Genomic DNA, 18,846 nt, shown 5'->3' on the forward strand with positions numbered 1-18,846 from the left:
TGCAGCCGTCGCCGTGACAGCAGGCCATTCGTCTGCTACGCCTAGGGCAGAACAGCAAGAAAGGGGGGATTCGCCATGTCTACTCGCTATCGCCGCGCGCGCCAGGCAGGCCTGCTGAGCAACCTGCTGGCCCTGGCCCTGCTGACCCTGCCGCTGCCGACGCACGCCGCCAGCGGCGCCGTGCTCGCCGCAGACCAACCGCGCAGCCTGGTCGCCGCCGCCCGCCACTGAGCCGCTCGGCAACCAGCGACGCCCCGTCCAGGTGCATGTCGCCGCACCTGCGCCTCCTTTTGCGGCAGCCAGCCGCCAGCGCAACGCCCGAGAACCCGCACCGCCAGGCCCATAGACGATTGGCGCGGCTCTTGCTTGGACCCTGCACAAGGTAGCCAACGGCGGCCACCTCCTTCACGACAAAGACGTCGCCTCACCTCGCCTCAACGGCCAGCGGTGAAGCGGCGTTTTTTTTCGTGTTCGCCCCAGTGTCCGGGGCCGGCGCAGGCTTCGCGATCCGAACCTGCACTGCAATCGTTCAACCCTGCTGTGGCCTCGGCCGCAGGGCCGCGCGCCACAAGTGCGCGGCCTCCCCGGCAGGCGCGGCCGCCGTGTCCACGACCACGGTCGGCCGTGGTCGTGGACACGGCGGCCGCGCCGTGCCGGGCCCCTTCTCGCTGATGAGGTGATCGATGAATACAAGTTTCTGGAAAGCCGGCCACGCCCCCACCCTGTTCGCCGCCTTCCTCTATTTCGACCTGAGCTTCATGGTCTGGTACCTGCTCGGCCCGCTGGCGGTGCAGATCGCCACCGACCTCGATCTCAACGCCCAGCAGCGCGGCCTGATGGTGGCCACGCCGATTCTCGCCGGCGCCGTGCTGCGCCTGCTGATGGGCTTTCTCGCCGACCGCCTGTCGCCGAAGACCGCCGGCCTGCTCGGCCAGGTGGTGGTCATCGTCGCGCTGTTCTGCGCCTGGCAGATCGGCATCGGCAGCTACGAGCAGGCGCTGCTGCTCGGCCTGTTCCTCGGTTTCGCCGGCGCCGCCTTCGCCGTGGCCCTGCCGCTGGCCTCGCAGTGGTACCCGCCGCAGCACCAGGGCAAGGCCATGGGCATCGCCGGCGCCGGCAACTCCGGCACCGTGCTGGCGGCGCTGTTCGCACCCGGCCTGGCGGCGCTGTCCGGCTGGCAGAACGTGTTCGGCTGGGCGCTGATCCCGCTGCTGGCGACCCTGGTGATCTTCGCCCTGGTGGCCAGGAACGCGCCGGAGCGGCCCAAGGCCAAGGCCTTCGGCGACTACCTCAAGGCCCTCGGCGACCGCGACAGCTGGTGGTTCATGTTCTTCTACAGCGTCACCTTCGGCGGCTTCATCGGCCTGGCCAGCGCCCTGCCCGGCTACTTCAGCGACCAGTACGGGCTGAACCCGGTGACCGCCGGCTACTACACCGCCGCCTGCGTCTGCGCCGGCAGCCTGCTGCGCCCACTCGGCGGCGCCCTGGCCGACCGCATCGGCGGCATCCGCTCGCTGCTGATGATGTACACCATCGCCTCGCTGTGCATCGCCGCGGTGGGCTTCAACCTGCCCAGCGCGACCGCCGCCCTGGCCCTGTTCGTCGCCGCCATGCTCGGCCTTGGTGCTGGCAATGGCGCGGTATTTCAGCTGGTACCGCAGCGCTTTCGCAAGGAGATCGGCGTGATGACCGGGCTGATCGGCATGGCCGGCGGCATCGGTGGCTTCTTCCTCGCCGCCGGCCTCGGCACCATCAAGCAGCACACCGGCGACTACCAGCTGGGCCTGTGGCTGTTCGCCAGCCTCGGCGTGCTGGCCTGGATCGGTCTGCACGGAGTCAAGCAGCGCTGGCGCACCACCTGGGGCAGCGCCGCGGTGACCGCCGCGCGGGTGTAAGCGAACCTTCGGCGATCCGCCGCCTTCGTAGGGTGCGCCATGCGCACCAGCGCTCTATCGTCGAGCCTGGTGCACGCGGCGCACCCTACGTTCCGAAGCGCCGAGGCAAATAAACGATCTGTGGAAACAGCCATGGCCCTGCAACTGAGCATCGGCGAAACCAGCGCCACCGGCCCGCGCAGCGAGAACCAGGACGCCCTGCGCGTGGTCACCCCGGCGCCGGCCCTGGCCGCCAGCAAGGGCTATCTGCTGGGCCTGGCCGATGGCGTCAGTCAGTGCGCCGACGGCGGCTTGGCGGCGCGCGCCACCCTGCAGGCGCTGGCCCTGGACTACTACTCCACCCCGGAAACCTGGCCGGTGCAGCACAGCCTGGACCGCCTGCTCAGCGCACATAACCGCTGGCTGCAGGCCAACGGCGGCGGCCAGCCGCTGCTGACCACCCTCACCGCCCTGGTGCTGCGCGGCCGCCGCTACACCCTGGCGCATATCGGCGACAGTCGCGCCTACCTGTGGCGTGACGGCCAGCTGCTGCGCCTGACCGAGGACCATGTCTGGGAACAGCCGGGCATGCAGCACGTGCTCAAGCGCGCCATGGGCCTGGATCAGCACCTGGTGGTGGACTACCGCGACGGCGAGCTGCAGGCCGGCGACCGCTTCCTGCTGGTCAGCGACGGCGTCTGGGCCTGCCTCAGCGACAGGCGCATCGGCGAACTGCTGCGACAGGGCGATGACGCCGGGGCGATCTGCCAGGCGCTGGTCGACGAGGCCCACCGCGCCGGCAGCCAGGACAACGCCAGCGCCCTGCTGGTGTACATAGACCAATTGCCCGAGGCGGCGCTGGCCGACACCCTGGCCCAGCTCGAGCACTGGCCGCTGCCGCCGCGCCTGCGCGACGGCCAGGAGTTCGAGGGCTGGCAGGTCGAAGGCCTGCTCGGTGAATCGCGCCAGTCGCTGATCTACCGGGTGCGCGACGCGCACAATCAGCCCTGGTTGCTCAAGACCCTGCCGGCCAGCCGCGCCGGCGAGGAGCAGGCCGGCCCGGCGCTGCTGCAGGAGGAATGGTTCCTGCGCCGCGTCGCCGGCCGCCACTTCCCCGAACTGCACGCGCTGCCGCAGCGCCAGCACCTGTATTACGTGCAGCGCGAGTACGCCGGCCAGACCCTGGCCGCGCACCTGCAGCAGGCCGGCCCGCTGAGCCTGGCCGACTGGCAGGACCTGGCGCCGCGGCTGATCAAGGCCCTCGGCCTGCTGCACCGGCGCAATGTCATCCACCGCGACATCAAGCCGGAGAACCTCTTGCTCGGCGACGACGGCGAGCTGCGCGTGCTCGACTTCGGCCTGGCCTACTGCCCGGGCCTGACCCGCGACGAGGCCCATGCCCTGCCCGGCACCCCCAGCTATATCGCCCCGGAAGCCTTCGCCGGCAGCCCACCCAGCGCCCAGCAGGACCTCTACGCCGCGGGCGTGACGCTCTATCACCTGCTCACCGGCCACTATCCCCACGGCGAGGTCGAGGCCTTCCAGCACCCGCGCTTCGGCCAACCTGTGCCAGCCAGCCGCTACCGCCCGGACTTGCCTGCCTGGCTCGATGAGATCTTGAACCGCGCGGTAGCCGCCGCCCCGGCGCAGCGCTTCGAAACTGCCGAGGAATGGCTGCTGGCCCTGGAAAGCGGCGAGCGCCAGTCCATCGGCAGCCGCCCACGGCCGCTGCTGGAGCGCGAGCCGCTGCTGGTCTGGCGCACGGTTGCCTTGGTGTCGCTGCTGCTCAACCTGCTGCTGGCGCTGTTGCTGCTCAAATAGCGCCACTCGCACCAAAGCGGCGCAAAACGCCTCGCAAAGGTGCACAAGCAGGCTCGGCAGAAGCCGGCAAGTGCCTGAAAAGCCTGAAAAACCGTGATGTTGGAAAGTTGGCACAGGCGCTGCATTAGTCTTGGCACAAGTTGAATAAAGCGCGACCTTCAACGAAGAAGGCTGCACTTCCCGATCGAACGGGACCTGGACAAAGGCGTCCTCGCTAGGTGACTAGCGGGACGCCTTTTTTGTTTTTTTATGGCCTGCCATCCCTGGCGGCCACTCTTCGAGCCGTCGCGGAGCGACGTCAAGAATTGCTCCCGACAATTTTTTCGACCGTGATTTTTCTTCAGGAGATGGCCGGCATGCAAAAACTCAAGCTGGTGATGATCGGCAACGGCATGGCGGGTGTACGCACCCTCGAAGAGCTGCTCAAGCTCGCCCCCGATCTCTACGACATCACCGTGTTCGGCGCCGAGCCGCACCCCAACTACAACCGCATCCTGCTCTCGCCGGTGCTGGCCGGCGAGCAGACCTTCGAGGAGATCGTGCTCAACGATCTGGGCTGGTACGCGGAAAACGACATCAAGCTGCTGCTGGGGCGCAAGGTGGTCAAGATCGACCGCAAGAAGCGCCTGGTGATCGCCGACGACGGCAGCGAAGCCGAGTACGACCGCCTGCTCATCGCCACCGGTTCCAACCCCTTCATCCTGCCGATCCCGGGCAAGGACCTGCAGGGCGTGATCGGCTATCGCGATATCGCCGACACCCAGATGATGATGGACACCGCCAAGACCCATAAGCACGCCGTAGTCATCGGCGGCGGCCTGCTCGGCCTGGAGGCGGCCAACGGCCTCAAGCTGCGCGGCATGGACGTCACCGTGGTGCATCTGGGCGACTGGCTGCTGGAGCGCCAGCTCGATCGCACCGCCGGCGAGCTGCTGCAGAAATCCCTGGAAGACCGCGGCCTGAAGTTCCTCCTGCCCAAGCACACCGCCGAGCTGCTGGACAACGGCGAAGGCCGCGTCTGCGCGGTGAAATTCAAGGACGGCGAGGTGATCCCTGCGGACCTGGTGGTGATGGCCGCCGGCATCCGCCCCAACAGCGAACTGGCCGAGAGCGCCGGTATCGCCTGCAACCGCGGCATCCTGGTCAACGACACCATGCAGACCTATGACCCGCGCATCTACGCCATCGGCGAATGCGCCAGCCACCGCGGCATCGCCTACGGCCTGGTGGCGCCGCTGTTCGAGCAGGCCAAGGTCTGCGCCAATCACCTGGCCCAGCTCGGCTTCGCCCGCTATCAGGGTTCGGTGACCTCGACCAAGCTGAAAGTGACTGGCATCGACCTGTTCTCCGCCGGCGAATTTATGGGCGGCGAGGGAACGGAAACGATAACGCTGTCCGACCCCATCGGCGGCGTGTACAAGAAGCTGGTGATCAAGGACGACGTGCTGGTCGGCGCCTGCCTGTACGGCGACACCGCCGACGGCGGCTGGTACTTCCGCCAGATCCGCGAGAACCACAACGTCAGCGAGATCCGCGACCACCTGATGTTCGGCGAAGGCGCCATCGGCGACGTCGGTCACCAGGGCGCCGACAAGACCGCCAACATGCCCGACAGCATGGAGATCTGCGGCTGCAACGGCGTGTGTAAGGGCACCATAGTCCGGGCCATCCAGGAGAACGGGTTGTTCTCGGTCGACGAGGTCAAGAAGCACACCAAGGCCGCCAGCTCCTGCGGCTCCTGCGCCGGCCTGGTCGAGCAGATTCTGATCAGCACCGTCGGCGGCGCCGCCGACGTCAAGCCCAAGAGCGAGAAGGCCATCTGCGGCTGCTCCGACCTCAACCACGGGCAGATCCGCAAGGCGATCCGCGAGCAGCACCTGACGTCCATGGCGCAAACCATGGAGTTTCTCAACTGGAGCACGCCCAACGGCTGCGCCACCTGCCGCCCGGCGCTGAACTACTACCTGATCTCCACCTGGCCGGGCGAGGCCAAGGACGACCCGCAGTCGCGCCTGATCAACGAACGCGCCCATGCCAATATCCAGAAGGACGGCACCTACTCGGTGGTGCCGCGCATGTGGGGCGGCGTGACCAACCCCTCCGAGCTGCGCCGCATCGCCGACGTCGCCGACAAATACAACGTACCCATGGTCAAGGTCACCGGCGGTCAGCGCATCGATCTGCTGGGCATCAAGAAGGACGACCTGCCGGCCGTGTGGAAGGACCTGGACATGCCCTCCGGCCACGCCTACGGCAAGTCCATCCGCACGGTGAAGACCTGCGTCGGCAGCGAGTTCTGCCGCTTCGGCACGCAGAACTCCACCCAGCTGGGCATCGACCTGGAGCACGACCTGTTCAACATGTGGTCGCCGCACAAGGTCAAACTGGCGGTCTCCGGCTGCCCGCGCAACTGCGCCGAGGCCGGCATCAAGGACGTCGGCATCATCGGCGTGGATTCCGGCTTCGAGATGTACATCGGCGGCAACGGCGGGATCAAGACCGAGGTGGCCGAGTTCTTCGTTAAGGTCAAGACCGCCGAGGAAGTGCGCGAATACAACGCCGCCTTCCTCCAGCTGTACCGCGAGGAGGCCTTCTACCTCGAGCGCACCGTGCACTACATGCAGCGCGTCGGCATGGAGCACATCAAGAAGGCGGTGCTGGAGGACGAAGCCAACCGCAAGGCCCTGGCCGCGCGCCTGCACTACGCCCTGTCGTTCGAGCAGGACCCCTGGAAGGAGCGCATCGAGACGCCGCAACTGAAGAAAGAGTTCGACACCATCAAGGTCGTGCAACTTGAGGAGGCCACCGTATGAACTGGCTGGATATCTGCGCCCTGGACGAGATCAACGTGCTCGGCTCGCGCATCGTCAGCGGCCCCAAGGGCGACATCGCCATCTTCCGTACCGCGGCCGACGAGGTCTTCGCCCTCGACGACCGCTGCCCGCACAAGGGCGGCCCGCTGTCCCAGGGGCTGATCTACGGCAAGCGCGTGGCCTGCCCGCTGCACAACTGGCAGATCGAGCTGGAAAGCGGCGAGGCCGTGGCGCCGGATGTGGGCTGCGCGCACCGGCACCATGCCAAGGTGGAAAGCGGCCGCGTGCTGCTGGCCCTGAACACCGCCGCGAAGTGCGCCTAAGCCGTCCGGCGGCAGGCACGCGGTCTGCCGCCTGACGTATTGCCCCCTAGGAGCTCCGAACATGGCCAGCCCCACTCAAGTCACCGCCTCCACCTGCTGCTACTGCGGCGTGGGCTGCGGCGTGCTGATCGAGCACGACGGCGAGCAGATCCTCGGCGTCGCCGGCGACCCCAGCCACCCGGCCAACTTCGGCAAGCTGTGCAGCAAGGGTTCGACCCTGCACCTGACCGGCGACCTCGACGCCCGCGCCCTCTATCCCGAGCTGCGCCTGGGCAAGGGCCTGGCCCGCACCCGCACGGACTGGGACAGCGCCCTAGACCACGCCGCAGCGGTGTTCGCCGAGACCATCCGCGAGCACGGCCCGGACAGCGTCGCCTTCTATATCTCCGGCCAGCTGCTGACCGAGGACTACTACGCCTTTAACAAGCTGGCGAGAGCACTGGTGGGAACCAACAATATCGACAGCAACTCGCGGCTGTGCATGTCCAGCGCCGTGGTCGGCTACAAGCGCAGCCTCGGCGCCGACGCCCCGCCCTGCAGTTACGAGGATATCGAGCAGAGCGACTGCCTGCTGATCGCCGGCTCCAACATGGCCTACGCCCACCCGGTACTGTTCCGCCGCCTGGAAGAAGCCAAGGCCAGGCGCCCCGAGATGCAGATCATCGTCGTCGACCCGCGGCGCACCGACACCTGCGAGCTGGCCGACCTGCACCTGGCGATCCTGCCCGGCACCGACGTCGCGCTGTTTCACGGCATCCTGCATCTCCTGCTGTGGGAGGGCTGGATCGACCGCGCCTATATCGACGCCCACACCGAAGGCTTCGAGGCGCTGAAAAACCTGGTGCGCGACTACAGCCCGGCGGCCACCGCCGATATCTGCGGCATCAGCCTGGATGCCCTGCAGCGCTGCGCCGAACTGATCGGCCGCGCGCCCTCCTTCCTCTCGCTGTGGTGCATGGGGCTCAATCAGTCCTCGTCCGGCAGCGCCAAGAACAGCGCGCTGATCAACCTGCACCTGGCCACCGGGCAAATCGGCAAGCCCGGCGCCGGCCCCTTCTCGCTGACCGGCCAGCCCAACGCCATGGGCGGCCGCGAGACCGGCAGCCTGAGTAACCTGCTGCCGGGCCATCGCGAGGCCGGCAATGCCGAGCACCGCGCCGAAGTCGCCGCCTACTGGGGCGTCGATGCGCTGCCGGAAAACCCCGGCCTGTCCGCCATCGAACTGTTCGATGCGGTGCACGAGGGCCGCATCAAGGCGCTGTGGATCGCCTGCACCAACCCGGCGCAGTCGCTGCCGAACCAGAACAAGGTGCACGAGGCCCTGGCCGCCTGCCCCTTCGTCGTGGTGCAGGAAGCCTTCTTCACCACCGAGACCTGCCGCTACGCCGACCTGCTGCTGCCCGCCGCCAGCTGGGGCGAGAAGGAAGGCACGGTGACCAACTCCGAGCGCCGTGTCAGCCATGTACGCCGCGCCGTGCCAGCGCCCGCAGAGGCGCAGCCCGACTGGTCAATCACCTGCGACTTCGCCCGTCGCCTGGAAACTCTGCTCCGCCCCGGCCTGCCCAGCCTGTTCGATTTCGCCGACAGCGAAGCGCTGTTCGAGGAATACAAGCACCTGACCGCCCAGCGCGACCTCGACCTCTCGGGGCTCAACTATGCGCTGCTCGACGACCAAGGTCCCCAGCAATGGCCGTTTGCGCCCGGCGCACGCCAGGGCACCGCGCGACTCTATGCCGACGGCCGCTTCCCCACCGCCAGCGGGCGCGCGCAGTTCCATGCCGACCCGTACCGCGCGCCAAAGGAAAAGCGCGAGGCGCGTTTCTCCCTGACTCTCAACACCGGCCGCCTGCGCGACCAGTGGCACGGCATGAGCCGCACCGGCACCGCCGCGCGCCTGTTCGGCCATGTCGAGGCCGCCGTGCTCGGCCTGCACCCGGACGAACTGCGCCGCCGCCGTCTGCAGGACGGCGACCTGGTCAAGCTGCGCAGCCGCCGCGGCAGCCTGATCCTGCCGGTGCAGGCCGATGAATCGGTGCGCCCAGGCCAGGCCTGGCTGCCGATGCACTGGGGCGACCGCTTCCTCAAGGGCCTGGGCACCAACGTGCTGACCCAGCCGGCCTTCGATCCGCTGTCCAAGCAGCCGGAGCTCAAGCACGCCGGGGTCGAGGTGGACAGGGTCGAGCTACCCTGGCAGCTGTTCGCCCTGGTCGAGGGCGAGGTGCAGAGCCGCTTCGAGGCCCTGCGCCCGCTGTTCGAGGACTTCGCCTACGCCAGCCTCACCCCCACAGGCCGCGAGCGCCCCGCCCTGCTGATCCGCGCCGCCTGCGCCGTGGCGCCGCAGCCCGAGCTGCTGGCACAGATCGACCGCCTGCTGCGCCTGCACCAGGGCCCGGTGCTGGCCTACGACGACCCGCGCCGCGCGGTGGGCAAGCGCGTGCGCATCGAGGACGGCCGTATCGTCAGCATCCGCCTGGCCGGCGAAACCGCCGCCAGCGAATGGCTCAGAAGCCTGTGGCTGGACGGCCAGGCTGACGCCGACCTGCGCCGCTGGCTGCTCGCCCCGGTCTCCGCGCCGCCGGGCAACGCCGTTGCCACCACGCGCGGCAAGACCCTGTGCAACTGCCTGAACGTCAGCGAAAGCGCGGTGTGCGCCGGCATCAAGCGCGGCCTGGACCTGGACGGCCTCAAGCAGGAGCTCAAGTGCGGCACCAGCTGCGGCTCCTGCGTCCCCGAAATCAAACGCCTGCTGGCTAACCAGCCGCTTGCCGTCAACGCCTAGAGGAACCCGATATGAGCGCAAAAGTTTGGCTGGTGGGCGCTGGCCCTGGTGATCCCGAGCTGCTGACGCTGAAGGCGGTCAAGGCCCTGAATCAGGCCGAGATCGTGATGATCGACGATCTGGTCAACCCGGCCGTGCTGGAACACTGCCCAGGCGCGCGCATCGTCTCGGTGGGCAAGCGCGGCGGCTGCCGCTCCACCCCGCAGGCCTTTATCCATCGCCTGATGCTGCGCTACGCGCGCCAGGGCAAGTGCGTGGTGCGCCTGAAAGGCGGCGATCCGTGCATCTTCGGCCGCGGCAGCGAGGAAGCCGACTGGCTCGGCGCGCACGGTATCGAGGTGGAGCTGGTCAACGGCATCACCGCCGGGTTGGCCGGCGCCACCAACTGCGGCATTCCCCTGACCCTGCGCGGCGTGGCGCGCGGCGTGACCCTGGTCACCGCCCATACCCAGGACGACAGCAGCCTGAACTGGGCGGCCCTGGCCCAGGGCGGCACCACCCTGGTGGTCTATATGGGCGTGGCCAAGCTGGTCGACATCCAGGCCGGCCTGCTCGCCGGCGGCATGAGCGGCGAAATGCCGGTGGCGATGATCGAGAACGCCTCACTTCCCGAGCAGCGCGAATGCCGCAGCCAACTGGCCGATATGGTCGCAGATGCCCGCGCCTTTGCCCTGCAGAGTCCGGCCATCCTGGTGATCGGCGAAGTCGCCCGCGCCAGCAGCCATATCAGCATGCCTCAGCTCCTGCATGCCTGACCGCTTCGCGCTCCTGCGAAGTCGTTGTTTGCCCGTCGCCCCCTTGGCGGGCTTTTTTATTCCAGAAAAGAAAAAACCCGGCCAAGGCCGGGTTTTTCTTAGCGCACCAGAAGCATTACTGCTGGATCTGGGCTTCCACTTCGGCTTCAACGCGACGGTTGACGGCGCGACCAGCTTCAGTGGCGTTGTCGGCTACCGGGCGCGACTCGCCGTAACCGGCGGTGTTCACACGGCTGCCATCGACACCGTACTGGTTGACCAGCACATCGCGAACGGCGTTGGCACGGCGCTCGGACAGACCCTGGTTGTAGGTGTCGCTGCCGACGGAGTCGGTGTGACCTTCAACGGTGGTGGTGGTCTGCGGGTACTGGTTCATGAAGTCGGCCAGGTTCTTGATGTCACCGTAGCTTTCTTCTTTCACGCGGTCCTTGTCGAAGTCGAACTTGACGTCCAGCTCGACGCGCACGGCTTCCATTACCGGCTCCGGAGCGGGCTCGGGCATCGGCTCGACAGCGGCTACGGGGGCCGGAGCCGGGGCAGGCTTGCTGCCGCCGCCGAAGTTCAGACCAACGCCGACGCCGGCTTGCCACTCGGTGTCGCCCTGGTCGATGTTGTACAGAGCGTCGACGCCGGCACGGGCGTAGAACATCTCGGTGAAGTAGTACTTGGCACCGGCACCGGCGATGGCCAGGGTGGAGTGATCACGGCCGCCGCTGTTGGCGTCGCCGATGCTCTGATGGCCGAAGCCGGCAGACACGTAGGGACGCAGGCCTGCACCCGGCTGACCGAAGTGGTAGAGGGCCTTCAGGTCGGTCAGGTTGCCTTTGATGTTCTTGCTGCCGGCAGCGCCTTCGCCACGCAGGTCGTGGTACTCGCCGTAGGACAGGGCCAGCTCGACATCGTCGGTCAGGTAGTAGCCAATGCTGGCGCCGAACAGGTTGCCTTCATCGTGAGCGAAGTCACGCTGGGTGTCGGCGAAGTAGCGATTGACGAAGCCCTCCACCTCGACAGCGCCTTGCCCTTGCGCCAGCGCGCCGAAGGAAGTTGCGGCAACGAGAGAGCCAATGACTACGCCCAAGGTGTTTTTCAGTTTCATCCGTTAAATCCCCATCTTGGTGGTTAATAAGTCGCCTGCAGTTTCAGTCGGCAACTTGGCGGCGATTTTAGCAGGGTTCGCCACTCCCTTAGTGGTCGATTAGCTGAACTAAGTTTCGGAAGTGTCCGAAAATTTGTCGCGCAATCGATCCAAAGCTCGCTTGTAGCGCATTTTCGTGGCGCTCAAGCCCATATGCATGATGTCGGCGATCTCCTGGAACTCTAGCTCTGCGACAAAACGTAGCACCAGAATTTCCCGATCGATCGGGTTGACGTGCACCAACCAGCGATCCAGACCACCGCGTTCCTCGACTTTCGGCGTCTTTTCCTCGGACGCCTCTTCCAGCGGATCGAGACTCAGGGCGTCGATCAAACGCCGCTTTCTGCGCTCTTTGCGGTACTGGGTAATGCACTCGTTATAGGTGATGCTGTAGAGCCAGGTCTTGAACTTGGACTTGCCCTCGAAGTTCTTCAAACCGTAAAGAACTTTCAGCATGACCTCTTGACAGACATCGTCGGCGTCCCTTTCGTTCCCCAGATAACGCGCGCAGACATTGAACAGGGTGCGCTGGTAACGGCGCATGAGTTCTTCATAAGCACGGGTGATGTGGAACAACTCGTCGTGAGCGCGCGCCACCAGCTCCTCATCGGTGAGCTCGCGGGGGTCGTAACGTGTGGGCAAGGTTTGGGCTTTGTTCAAAACAAGTTGGGCCGAAAGTCGGGACGAAAACCGCCCCACAGGCTATACCTGTCGGGCGGCGGCATAAAGTAGCAGGATTGGCGCGTTAGCGACTGTTTACCCGTTGCTCGAGCATCACGCGGTTGGCCACCGAGACCAACTCACCCGCATCGGTTAACAGGATAGTCTTGACCGTGCCGATTTCCTCGATCTGGCCTTCGACCTCACCAACCTGCACTTGTTGCCCGACCTGGTACAACTCGCGCACATAAATGCCGGCCAGGATCTGGCTGGCGATTTCCCGACTGCCCAGACCCAGGGCCAGCGCCACTGCCAGGCCGACCGAGATCAGCACGATGGCGATGACGTTGTTGAGCAGATCGGTCTTGACCTCCAGCTGACCGATCGCCACCGAGATGCTGATGATGATCACCAGGCCCTGGGCCACACGGCCCAGGCCGTGGGCATAATCCAGGCCGACGCCCTCTGCCGCGCCACGCACCAGGCTGCTGACCAGCTGCGCCAGTAGCACGCCGGCGAGCAGCACCAGGGCCGCGCCGAATACCTTGGGCAAATACAGCGCCAGCACGTCGAGGGTGGCGGAAACCCGCTGCAGGCCGAGCGACTCGGCCGCCGAGACGAGGAAAATCAGCAGCACGAACCAGTAGACGATCTTGCCGATCAGGGTCGACACCGAAGCCTGGATGCCGACGCGCGCCAGCAGTTTGGTCAGCCCGGTGCCCATCATCAGGCGATCCAGCCCGACCTTGCCGAGCAGTTTGGACAGCAGGGTGTCGAGCAGCTTGGCCACGACGAAGCCGAGCAGCACCAGCACCAGGGCGACGAACAGGTTAGGAATGAAGCCGGCGACCTTGGTCCAGAGTGCGGTCATGGCGGCGATCAGGCTTTGGGTCCAGGGGTCGAGTTCCATTTCAATCGGCCTTATCAGCGGAAGCAGGGGAATGGGTACGGCGCGAAACCGGCGCGACATGCGCCGAGCCGTTGTTCAGGGCAATCATCAGGGCTTCGAGCCAGTGGCCCATCAGGCTGAACAGGTCGCCGGCGCCGACCTGACGGTTGGCGGTCTTGAGAACCCGGTGCAGGCAGGCATCGTCGTCATGATTGGACGGCGATGACTTGAGCAAATCGCGTAGGGATTCTTCGAATGGATCGTGCATGCGCACCTCACGGGATGTCACGGCTAGACGCGGCGGCGAGCGGCCAAGTCACACATCACAGCCAGCGCCAGCGGCGAAACAGCCACAGCTGGCCGAGTGCCAGGCTGGCCATCAGGCCGCAGGCGACGAAGAAACCGAGCGGACTCTCGGCGCCGGGTATGCCGCCGACGTTGATGCCCAGCAGGCCGGTGAGGAAGGTCAGCGGCAGGAACAGCCCGGTGATGATGCTGAAGCGGTACATGATGCGGTTCATCCGTTCGCTCAGGCGCCGACTCTCCGCCTCCAGCACCAGGCTGACGCGCTCGCGGACCAGCTCCAGCTCTTCCAGGTAACGGGTCAGGCGGTTGTTCAGTTCGTTCCAGTAATCGTCGTCGTCCTCGACGAACCAGGGCTGGCGGTTGCGCGCCAGCTGGGCGTAGAGATCGCGCTGCGGCGCCAGGAAGCGGCGCAGGCTGGCCGCGCGCCGGCGCACCTGGAGCATCAGGCCGTGTTCGGGACGGTAGCGCTCGTCGGCATCCAGGCGATCTTCCTCGCCGTCGAGCAGCTCGCCCAATTCGGCGATCAGGTCGTCGACGCGGTCGGTCAGGTAGCGCGCCAGCTCCAGCAGCAGCTCGGACGGGGTTTTCGGCCCCCTGCCCGCCTGCAGGTCCTCGATCAGCGCCTCGGTGGCCCGCAGCGGGCGCAGGCGCAGCGAGATGACCCGCCGCGCATCGGCGAAGATGCGCACCGAGACCATGTCCTCCGGCTCGGCGCCGGGGTTGCGGTTGACCCCGCGCAGGAACAGCAGCAGCTCGTCGTCCGGCAACGGCAGCAGGCGCGGCCGGGTGTTTTCCTCGAGCAACAGGTCGCAGCTGAACTCGTCCAGCCCGCTGTGCTCGCGCAGCCAATGCTGCGCCTGAGGTTGGCTGCGATCCCAGTGCAGCCACAGGCTTTCCTGCTCGGCCAACTGCAGACCGTCCAGCTCTTCGCCCGTGATGCTGCGTGCGCCGCCGCGTCCGTCGAGGACGAAGGCATGCAGCAGGGCCGATTGCTGATCCTGCATGGGCTTATTCCGGCATGCTCAGGGCTTGCGGGGCGACGATGATGCCGTTGTTGTCGGCATACAGGTACTCGCCCGGGCGGAAGGTCACGCCGCCGAAGGTCACCGCCACGTTGAGATCGCCGATGCCGCGCTTGTCTGTCTTCATCGGATGGCTGGCCAGGGCCTGCACGCCCAGTTCGGTCTGGGCGATCACGTCGACGTCGCGGATGCAGCCGTACACCACTATGCCTTCCCAGCCGTTCTTGGCCGCCTTCTCGGCGAGCATGTCGCCGAGCAGGGCGCGGCGCAGCGAACCGCCGCCGTCCACCACCAGCACCTTGCCCTGGCCGGGCAGGTCGACCTGCTCCTTGACCAGCGAGTTGTCCTCATGGCACTTGATGGTGACGATCTGGCCGCCGAAGGAGTCGCGACCGCCGTAGTTGGCGAACATCGGCTCGACCACCTGCACCAGCTCCGGGTAGGCGTCACACAGGTCGGGGGTGATGTAGTGCATGGCAAAACTCCTTTCAGCAATGAATGGGTGAGACGGCTAGAGGTCGACACCGATGCGGTCGCCGTCGTAGGCCGCGTGCAACAGGAACAACCCGGCGCACTGGGCGTTCAGCGCCTGCCCGCTGCGCAGGTCGAACTCGACGCCATGGCGTGCGCAGCGCAGCACCCGGCCCTGCAGGCTGGCGTCGTGCAGCGGCGCGCCCTGGTGCGGGCAGCGGTTTTCCAGCAGCACCGGCTGCCCCTCGACCACCAGCAGCAACAGGCTGCGCCCGGCAACCTGGAAGCTGCGCTGGTAGCCCTCGTCGAGGTTGATCAGGCGCTCCAGCGCGATGAACATGCCCCCCTCCGGCGGCTCCTGAAATGACCGCAAGCCTTTATCGCGTCACATCTTAACGGCATGCGCGCGGCGAAGGAACGCCCGCGCCGCCTCAAGCCCCCGTAGCAGTGGGCTGCTCGGCGAAACCGGCTGGCAGCTGCAGGTGGTTCAGCCAGTACTCGGCCAGCGGCCAGACCTCGCGCTGCGCCTCCTTGCTGACCAGCATCTCGACATGCCCGTAGTCGCTGGAGAACCCGCCCTGCTTGCTCAGCAGCAGAAACTGCTGCGGCGCCGCCGCGCATTGTTGCAGCAGCTTGCGGCAGGCCCAGGGCGGATCCTGGCGGTCGCCGGCGGCGGCCACCGCCAGCAGCGGCACCTCGACGCCGGCCAGGCCGGCCCACCAATCCTGCTCGCGGTCGCCGAAACGGCCGAACAGGCCGTGCCAGCGCAGGCTCTCCAGGGCGATGCCGATGGGTTCGTCCTCCGGCCCCTGCTTCATCCGCCGCCCGGAAATATAGGGCAGGCCCTTGAGCAGCAGACGCCCGCTCCACTCCACCGGCGGCAGCTTGAGCGGCCAGTGGACGCGGCTGATCTGGCTGCCGAACAGCGCCGCCGAGCGCACCTGCCGGGCGTCCAGGTAGCCGCCGCCGAGCGCCGCGGCCAGGGTGATGCCCCCCAGGGAATGACCTATCCAGTGGGCGACCTGCCCGTTCTGCTCGGCGATGAAGGCGGCGATGGCCGGCAGGTCGTGGCGCACGTACTGCGCCACGCTGTTGTGGCGGTAGCCCTCGTTACGTGGCGACAGGCCGTGGCCGCGCATCTCGGCGATCCACACATCGAAGCCGGCACGCGCCAGGTACGCGCCCAGGCCGACGCCCCTGGGCGAGTACCAGAAACGCCGGTTGGAAAAGCTGCCGTGCAGCAGCACCACCGGCACCCCGCGCGCATCTTCGGCACCGGCCAGGCCGAGACGGGTCAGGGCCAGCTCGACGCTGGAGTCCGGGCTGTTGTTGGGTTTGACAAGGTAGACGTCCTCGCTGAGATCGCCGCGCAATTCGGCGCTGATCAGGGCGACGGGGAAAAGCTCACTGCTGCTTTGCATGGATCGGACGACCGGAAGCGCTTACACGAAATATTGCCGGGAGAGATCGTTTCACAGCGGCTTGCGAGACGGCGGTGCACAAAAAAGGGCGGGATCGACCCGCCCTTTGTCGCCGTCAGGCACGGCCTCAGGCGGGTTGAGTCTCGGCGAGGAAGAACCAGGTGTCGAGCACCGAGTCCGGGTTCAGCGAGACGCTCTCGATGCCCTGCTCCATCAGCCACTTGGCCAGGTCCGGGTGGTCCGAGGGACCCTGGCCGCAGATGCCGATGTACTTGCCGGCCTTGTTGCAGGCGGCGATGGCGTTGGCCAGCAGCTTCTTCACCGCCGGGTTACGCTCGTCGAACAGGTGGGCGACGATGCCAGAGTCGCGGTCCAGGCCCAGGGTCAGCTGGGTCAGGTCGTTGGAACCGATGGAGAAGCCGTCGAAGAACTCGAGGAACTCCTCGGCCAGGATGGCGTTGGACGGCAGCTCGCACATCATGATCACCTTCAGGCCGTCCTGACCGCGGGCCAGGCCGTTGCTGGCCAGCAGCTCGACCACTTGCGAGGCCTCGCCCAGGGTGCGCACGAAGGGCACCATGATCTCGACGTTGGTCAGACCCATCTCGCCGCGCACCTTCTTCAGCGCGCGGCATTCCAGCTCGAAGCAGTCGCGGAAGGACTCGCTGATGTAGCGCGAGGCGCCGCGGAAGCCGAGCATCGGGTTTTCTTCTTCCGGCTCGTAGAGCTTGCCGCCGATCAGGTTGGCGTATTCGTTGGACTTGAAGTCCGACAGCCGCACGATGACCTTCTTCGGCCAGAACGCGGCGGCCAGGGTGCTGATGCCCTCGACCAGCTTCTCGACGTAGAAGTCCACCGGATCGCCGTAACCGGCGATGCGCTTCTCGACGCTGTCCTTGATCTCGGCCGGCAGACCGGCGAAGTTCAGCAGCGCCTTGGGGTGCACGCCGATCATGCGGTTGATGATGAATTCCAGACGGGCCAGGCCCACGCCTTCGTTGGGCAGCTGGGCGAAGTCGAAGGCGCGGTCCGGGTTGCCGACGTTCATCATGATCTTGAACGGCAGCTCGGGCATGGCGTCGACCGAGTTCTTGCGAATGTCGAAGCCCAGCTCACCTTCGAAGATGAAGCCGGTGTCGCCCTCGGCGCAGGAGACGGTGACGCCCTGGCCGTCTTTCAGCACCTGAGTGGCGTTGCCGCAACCGACCACAGCCGGAATACCCAGCTCGCGGGCGATGATCGCCGCGTGGCAGGTACGCCCGCCGCGGTTGGTGACGATGGCGCTGGCGCGCTTCATCACTGGTTCCCAATCCGGGTCGGTCATGTCGGAGACCAGCACGTCGCCCGGCTGCACCTTGTCCATCTCGGAGACGTCGTGGATCACCCGCACCTTGCCGGCGCCGATGCGTTGGCCGATGGCGCGGCCTTCCACCAGTACGGTGCCCTTCTCTTTCAGCAGGTAGCGCTCCATCACGGTGGCGCTGGCGCGGCTCTTCACGGTCTCAGGGCGGGCCTGGACGATGTATAGTTTGCCGTCGTCGCCGTCCTTGGCCCACTCGATGTCCATCGGCCGGCCGTAGTGCTTCTCGATGATCAGTGCCTGCTTGGCCAGCTCGCTGACCTCGGCGTCGCTGATGCAGAAGCGCGCGCGCTCGGCGCGGTCGACTTCCACGGTCTTGACCGAGCGACCGGCCTTGGCTTCGTCGCCGTAGACCATCTTGATCGCCTTGCTGCCCAGGTTGCGACGCAGGATCGCCGGGCGGCCGGCTTCCAGGGTCGGCTTGTGCACGTAGAACTCGTCGGGGTTGACCGCGCCCTGCACCACGGTCTCGCCGAGGCCGTAGGCGCCGGTGATAAAGACCACGTCACGGAAGCCGGATTCGGTGTCGAGGGTGAACATCACGCCGGCAGTGCCGGTTTCCGAGCGCACCATGCGCTGCACCCCGGCGGACAGGGCGACCAGCTTGTGGTCGAAGCCCTGGTGCACGCGGTAGGCGATGGCGCGGTCGTTGAACAGGGAGGCGAAGACTTCCTTGGCCGCGCGGATCACGTTGTCCACGCCGCGGATGTTGAGGAAGGTCTCCTGCTGGCCGGCGAAGGAGGCGTCCGGCAGGTCTTCGGCGGTGGCGGAGGAACGCACGGCCACGGCCATGTTGTCGTTGCCGGCGCTCATGGTGGCGAAGGCATCACGGATCTGCTTGTCCAGTTCGGCCGGGAACTCGGCGTCCATCACCCACTGGCGAATCTGCGCACCGGTCTTGGCCAGGGCGTTGACGTCGTCGACGTCGAGGGCATCGAGGGCCGCGTGGATCTGCGCGTTCAGGCCGCTCTGCTCGAGAAAGTCGCGGTAGGCCTGAGCCGTAGTGGCGAAACCGCCGGGAACCGAGACACCGGCACCAGCCAGGTTGCTGATCATCTCGCCGAGGGATGCGTTCTTGCCCCCCACATGCTCAACATCGTGATTGCCGAGCTTATCGAGGGAAACTACGTACTCTACCAAGGTGATCTCTCCACTAACGGTGTTGGAAAAGCTCAGGGGGCTCTGGAAGGTCCGGCGAACTCAAGATCGCGAGATTG

The 18,846-nt window shown here is 66.6% G+C and carries 16 protein-coding genes; 7 read left to right on the forward strand and 9 right to left on the reverse strand.

Features of this window, described 5'->3' with window-relative positions; genetic code table 11:
* The first annotated feature begins 75 nt into the window (after positions 1–75).
* From ACW9UL_RS11280 to cobA, 7 genes are all read left to right on the forward strand, one after another.
* Positions 76–231, forward strand: coding sequence for a hypothetical protein (locus ACW9UL_RS11280; RefSeq protein WP_178082579.1), 156 nt, complete (start codon positions 76–78; stop codon positions 229–231).
* Positions 232–683: 452 nt separating this feature from the next.
* A complete protein-coding gene (locus ACW9UL_RS11285) occupies positions 684–1,895 on the forward strand; it encodes a nitrate/nitrite transporter (protein WP_021442821.1) in 1,212 nt (403 codons plus the stop codon).
* A 132-nt stretch (positions 1,896–2,027) separates the two neighbouring features.
* Complete coding sequence (locus ACW9UL_RS11290; RefSeq protein ID WP_021442822.1) at positions 2,028–3,695, forward strand: bifunctional protein-serine/threonine kinase/phosphatase; 1,668 nt, start codon at positions 2,028–2,030, stop codon at positions 3,693–3,695.
* Between the two features lie 356 nt (positions 3,696–4,051).
* Positions 4,052–6,508, forward strand: a complete 2,457-nt coding sequence (gene nirB, locus ACW9UL_RS11295; protein WP_457787052.1) for a nitrite reductase large subunit NirB — start codon at positions 4,052–4,054, stop codon at positions 6,506–6,508.
* Entirely contained in the window at positions 6,505–6,831 is a 327-nt protein-coding gene (gene nirD, locus ACW9UL_RS11300; RefSeq protein ID WP_457787053.1) for a nitrite reductase small subunit NirD, read from the forward strand. The genes nirB and nirD overlap by 4 nt, the downstream gene beginning before the upstream one ends.
* 61 nt (positions 6,832–6,892) lie before the next feature.
* On the forward strand, positions 6,893–9,610 hold the full coding sequence (locus tag ACW9UL_RS11305) for a nitrate reductase (RefSeq protein WP_457787054.1): 2,718 nt from the start codon (positions 6,893–6,895) through the stop codon (positions 9,608–9,610).
* 11 nt (positions 9,611–9,621) lie between these two features.
* A complete protein-coding gene (gene cobA / locus ACW9UL_RS11310; protein WP_457787055.1) occupies positions 9,622–10,365 on the forward strand; it encodes a uroporphyrinogen-III C-methyltransferase in 744 nt (247 codons plus the stop codon).
* A gap of 115 nt (positions 10,366–10,480) precedes the next feature.
* Here the strand turns inward: cobA and ACW9UL_RS11315 are convergent, their stop codons facing one another.
* The 9 genes from ACW9UL_RS11315 to ppsA form a co-directional block, all read right to left on the reverse strand.
* Positions 10,481–11,461: an OmpA family protein gene (locus ACW9UL_RS11315; protein WP_122109772.1), complete on the reverse strand. Its 981-nt coding sequence runs from the start codon at positions 11,459–11,461 to the stop codon at positions 10,481–10,483.
* Between the two features lie 108 nt (positions 11,462–11,569).
* The gene (sigX, locus tag ACW9UL_RS11320) at positions 11,570–12,160 is read right to left on the reverse strand and encodes an RNA polymerase sigma factor SigX (protein WP_031303023.1); all 591 of its coding nucleotides are present in this window, start codon (positions 12,158–12,160) and stop codon (positions 11,570–11,572) included.
* Between the two features lie 85 nt (positions 12,161–12,245).
* A complete protein-coding gene (locus ACW9UL_RS11325; RefSeq protein WP_021443662.1) occupies positions 12,246–13,070 on the reverse strand; it encodes a mechanosensitive ion channel family protein in 825 nt (274 codons plus the stop codon).
* Between the two features lies 1 nt (position 13,071).
* Positions 13,072–13,323 (reverse strand): CrfX protein, encoded by a 252-nt coding sequence (locus ACW9UL_RS11330; protein WP_177342892.1) that lies wholly within the window; start codon positions 13,321–13,323, stop codon positions 13,072–13,074.
* A 49-nt stretch (positions 13,324–13,372) separates the two neighbouring features.
* A complete protein-coding gene (gene cmaX / locus ACW9UL_RS11335) occupies positions 13,373–14,359 on the reverse strand; it encodes a divalent cation transporter CmaX (RefSeq protein WP_457787056.1) in 987 nt (328 codons plus the stop codon).
* Between the two features lie 4 nt (positions 14,360–14,363).
* Complete coding sequence (rraA, locus tag ACW9UL_RS11340) at positions 14,364–14,852, reverse strand: ribonuclease E activity regulator RraA (RefSeq protein WP_021443659.1); 489 nt, start codon at positions 14,850–14,852, stop codon at positions 14,364–14,366.
* Between the two features lie 36 nt (positions 14,853–14,888).
* Positions 14,889–15,188 carry a Rieske (2Fe-2S) protein gene (locus tag ACW9UL_RS11345; RefSeq protein ID WP_457787057.1) on the reverse strand — a complete coding sequence of 100 codons (300 nt, stop codon included), beginning with the start codon at positions 15,186–15,188 and terminating at the stop codon, positions 14,889–14,891.
* Between the two features lie 91 nt (positions 15,189–15,279).
* Positions 15,280–16,269: an alpha/beta fold hydrolase gene (locus ACW9UL_RS11350; RefSeq protein ID WP_457787058.1), complete on the reverse strand. Its 990-nt coding sequence runs from the start codon at positions 16,267–16,269 to the stop codon at positions 15,280–15,282.
* Positions 16,270–16,396: 127 nt separating this feature from the next.
* Complete coding sequence (gene ppsA / locus ACW9UL_RS11355) at positions 16,397–18,769, reverse strand: phosphoenolpyruvate synthase (protein WP_031303835.1); 2,373 nt, start codon at positions 18,767–18,769, stop codon at positions 16,397–16,399.
* Positions 18,770–18,846: the final 77 nt, after the last annotated feature.

The sequence above is a fragment of the Pseudomonas sp. PL-6 genome (assembly GCF_054110165.1).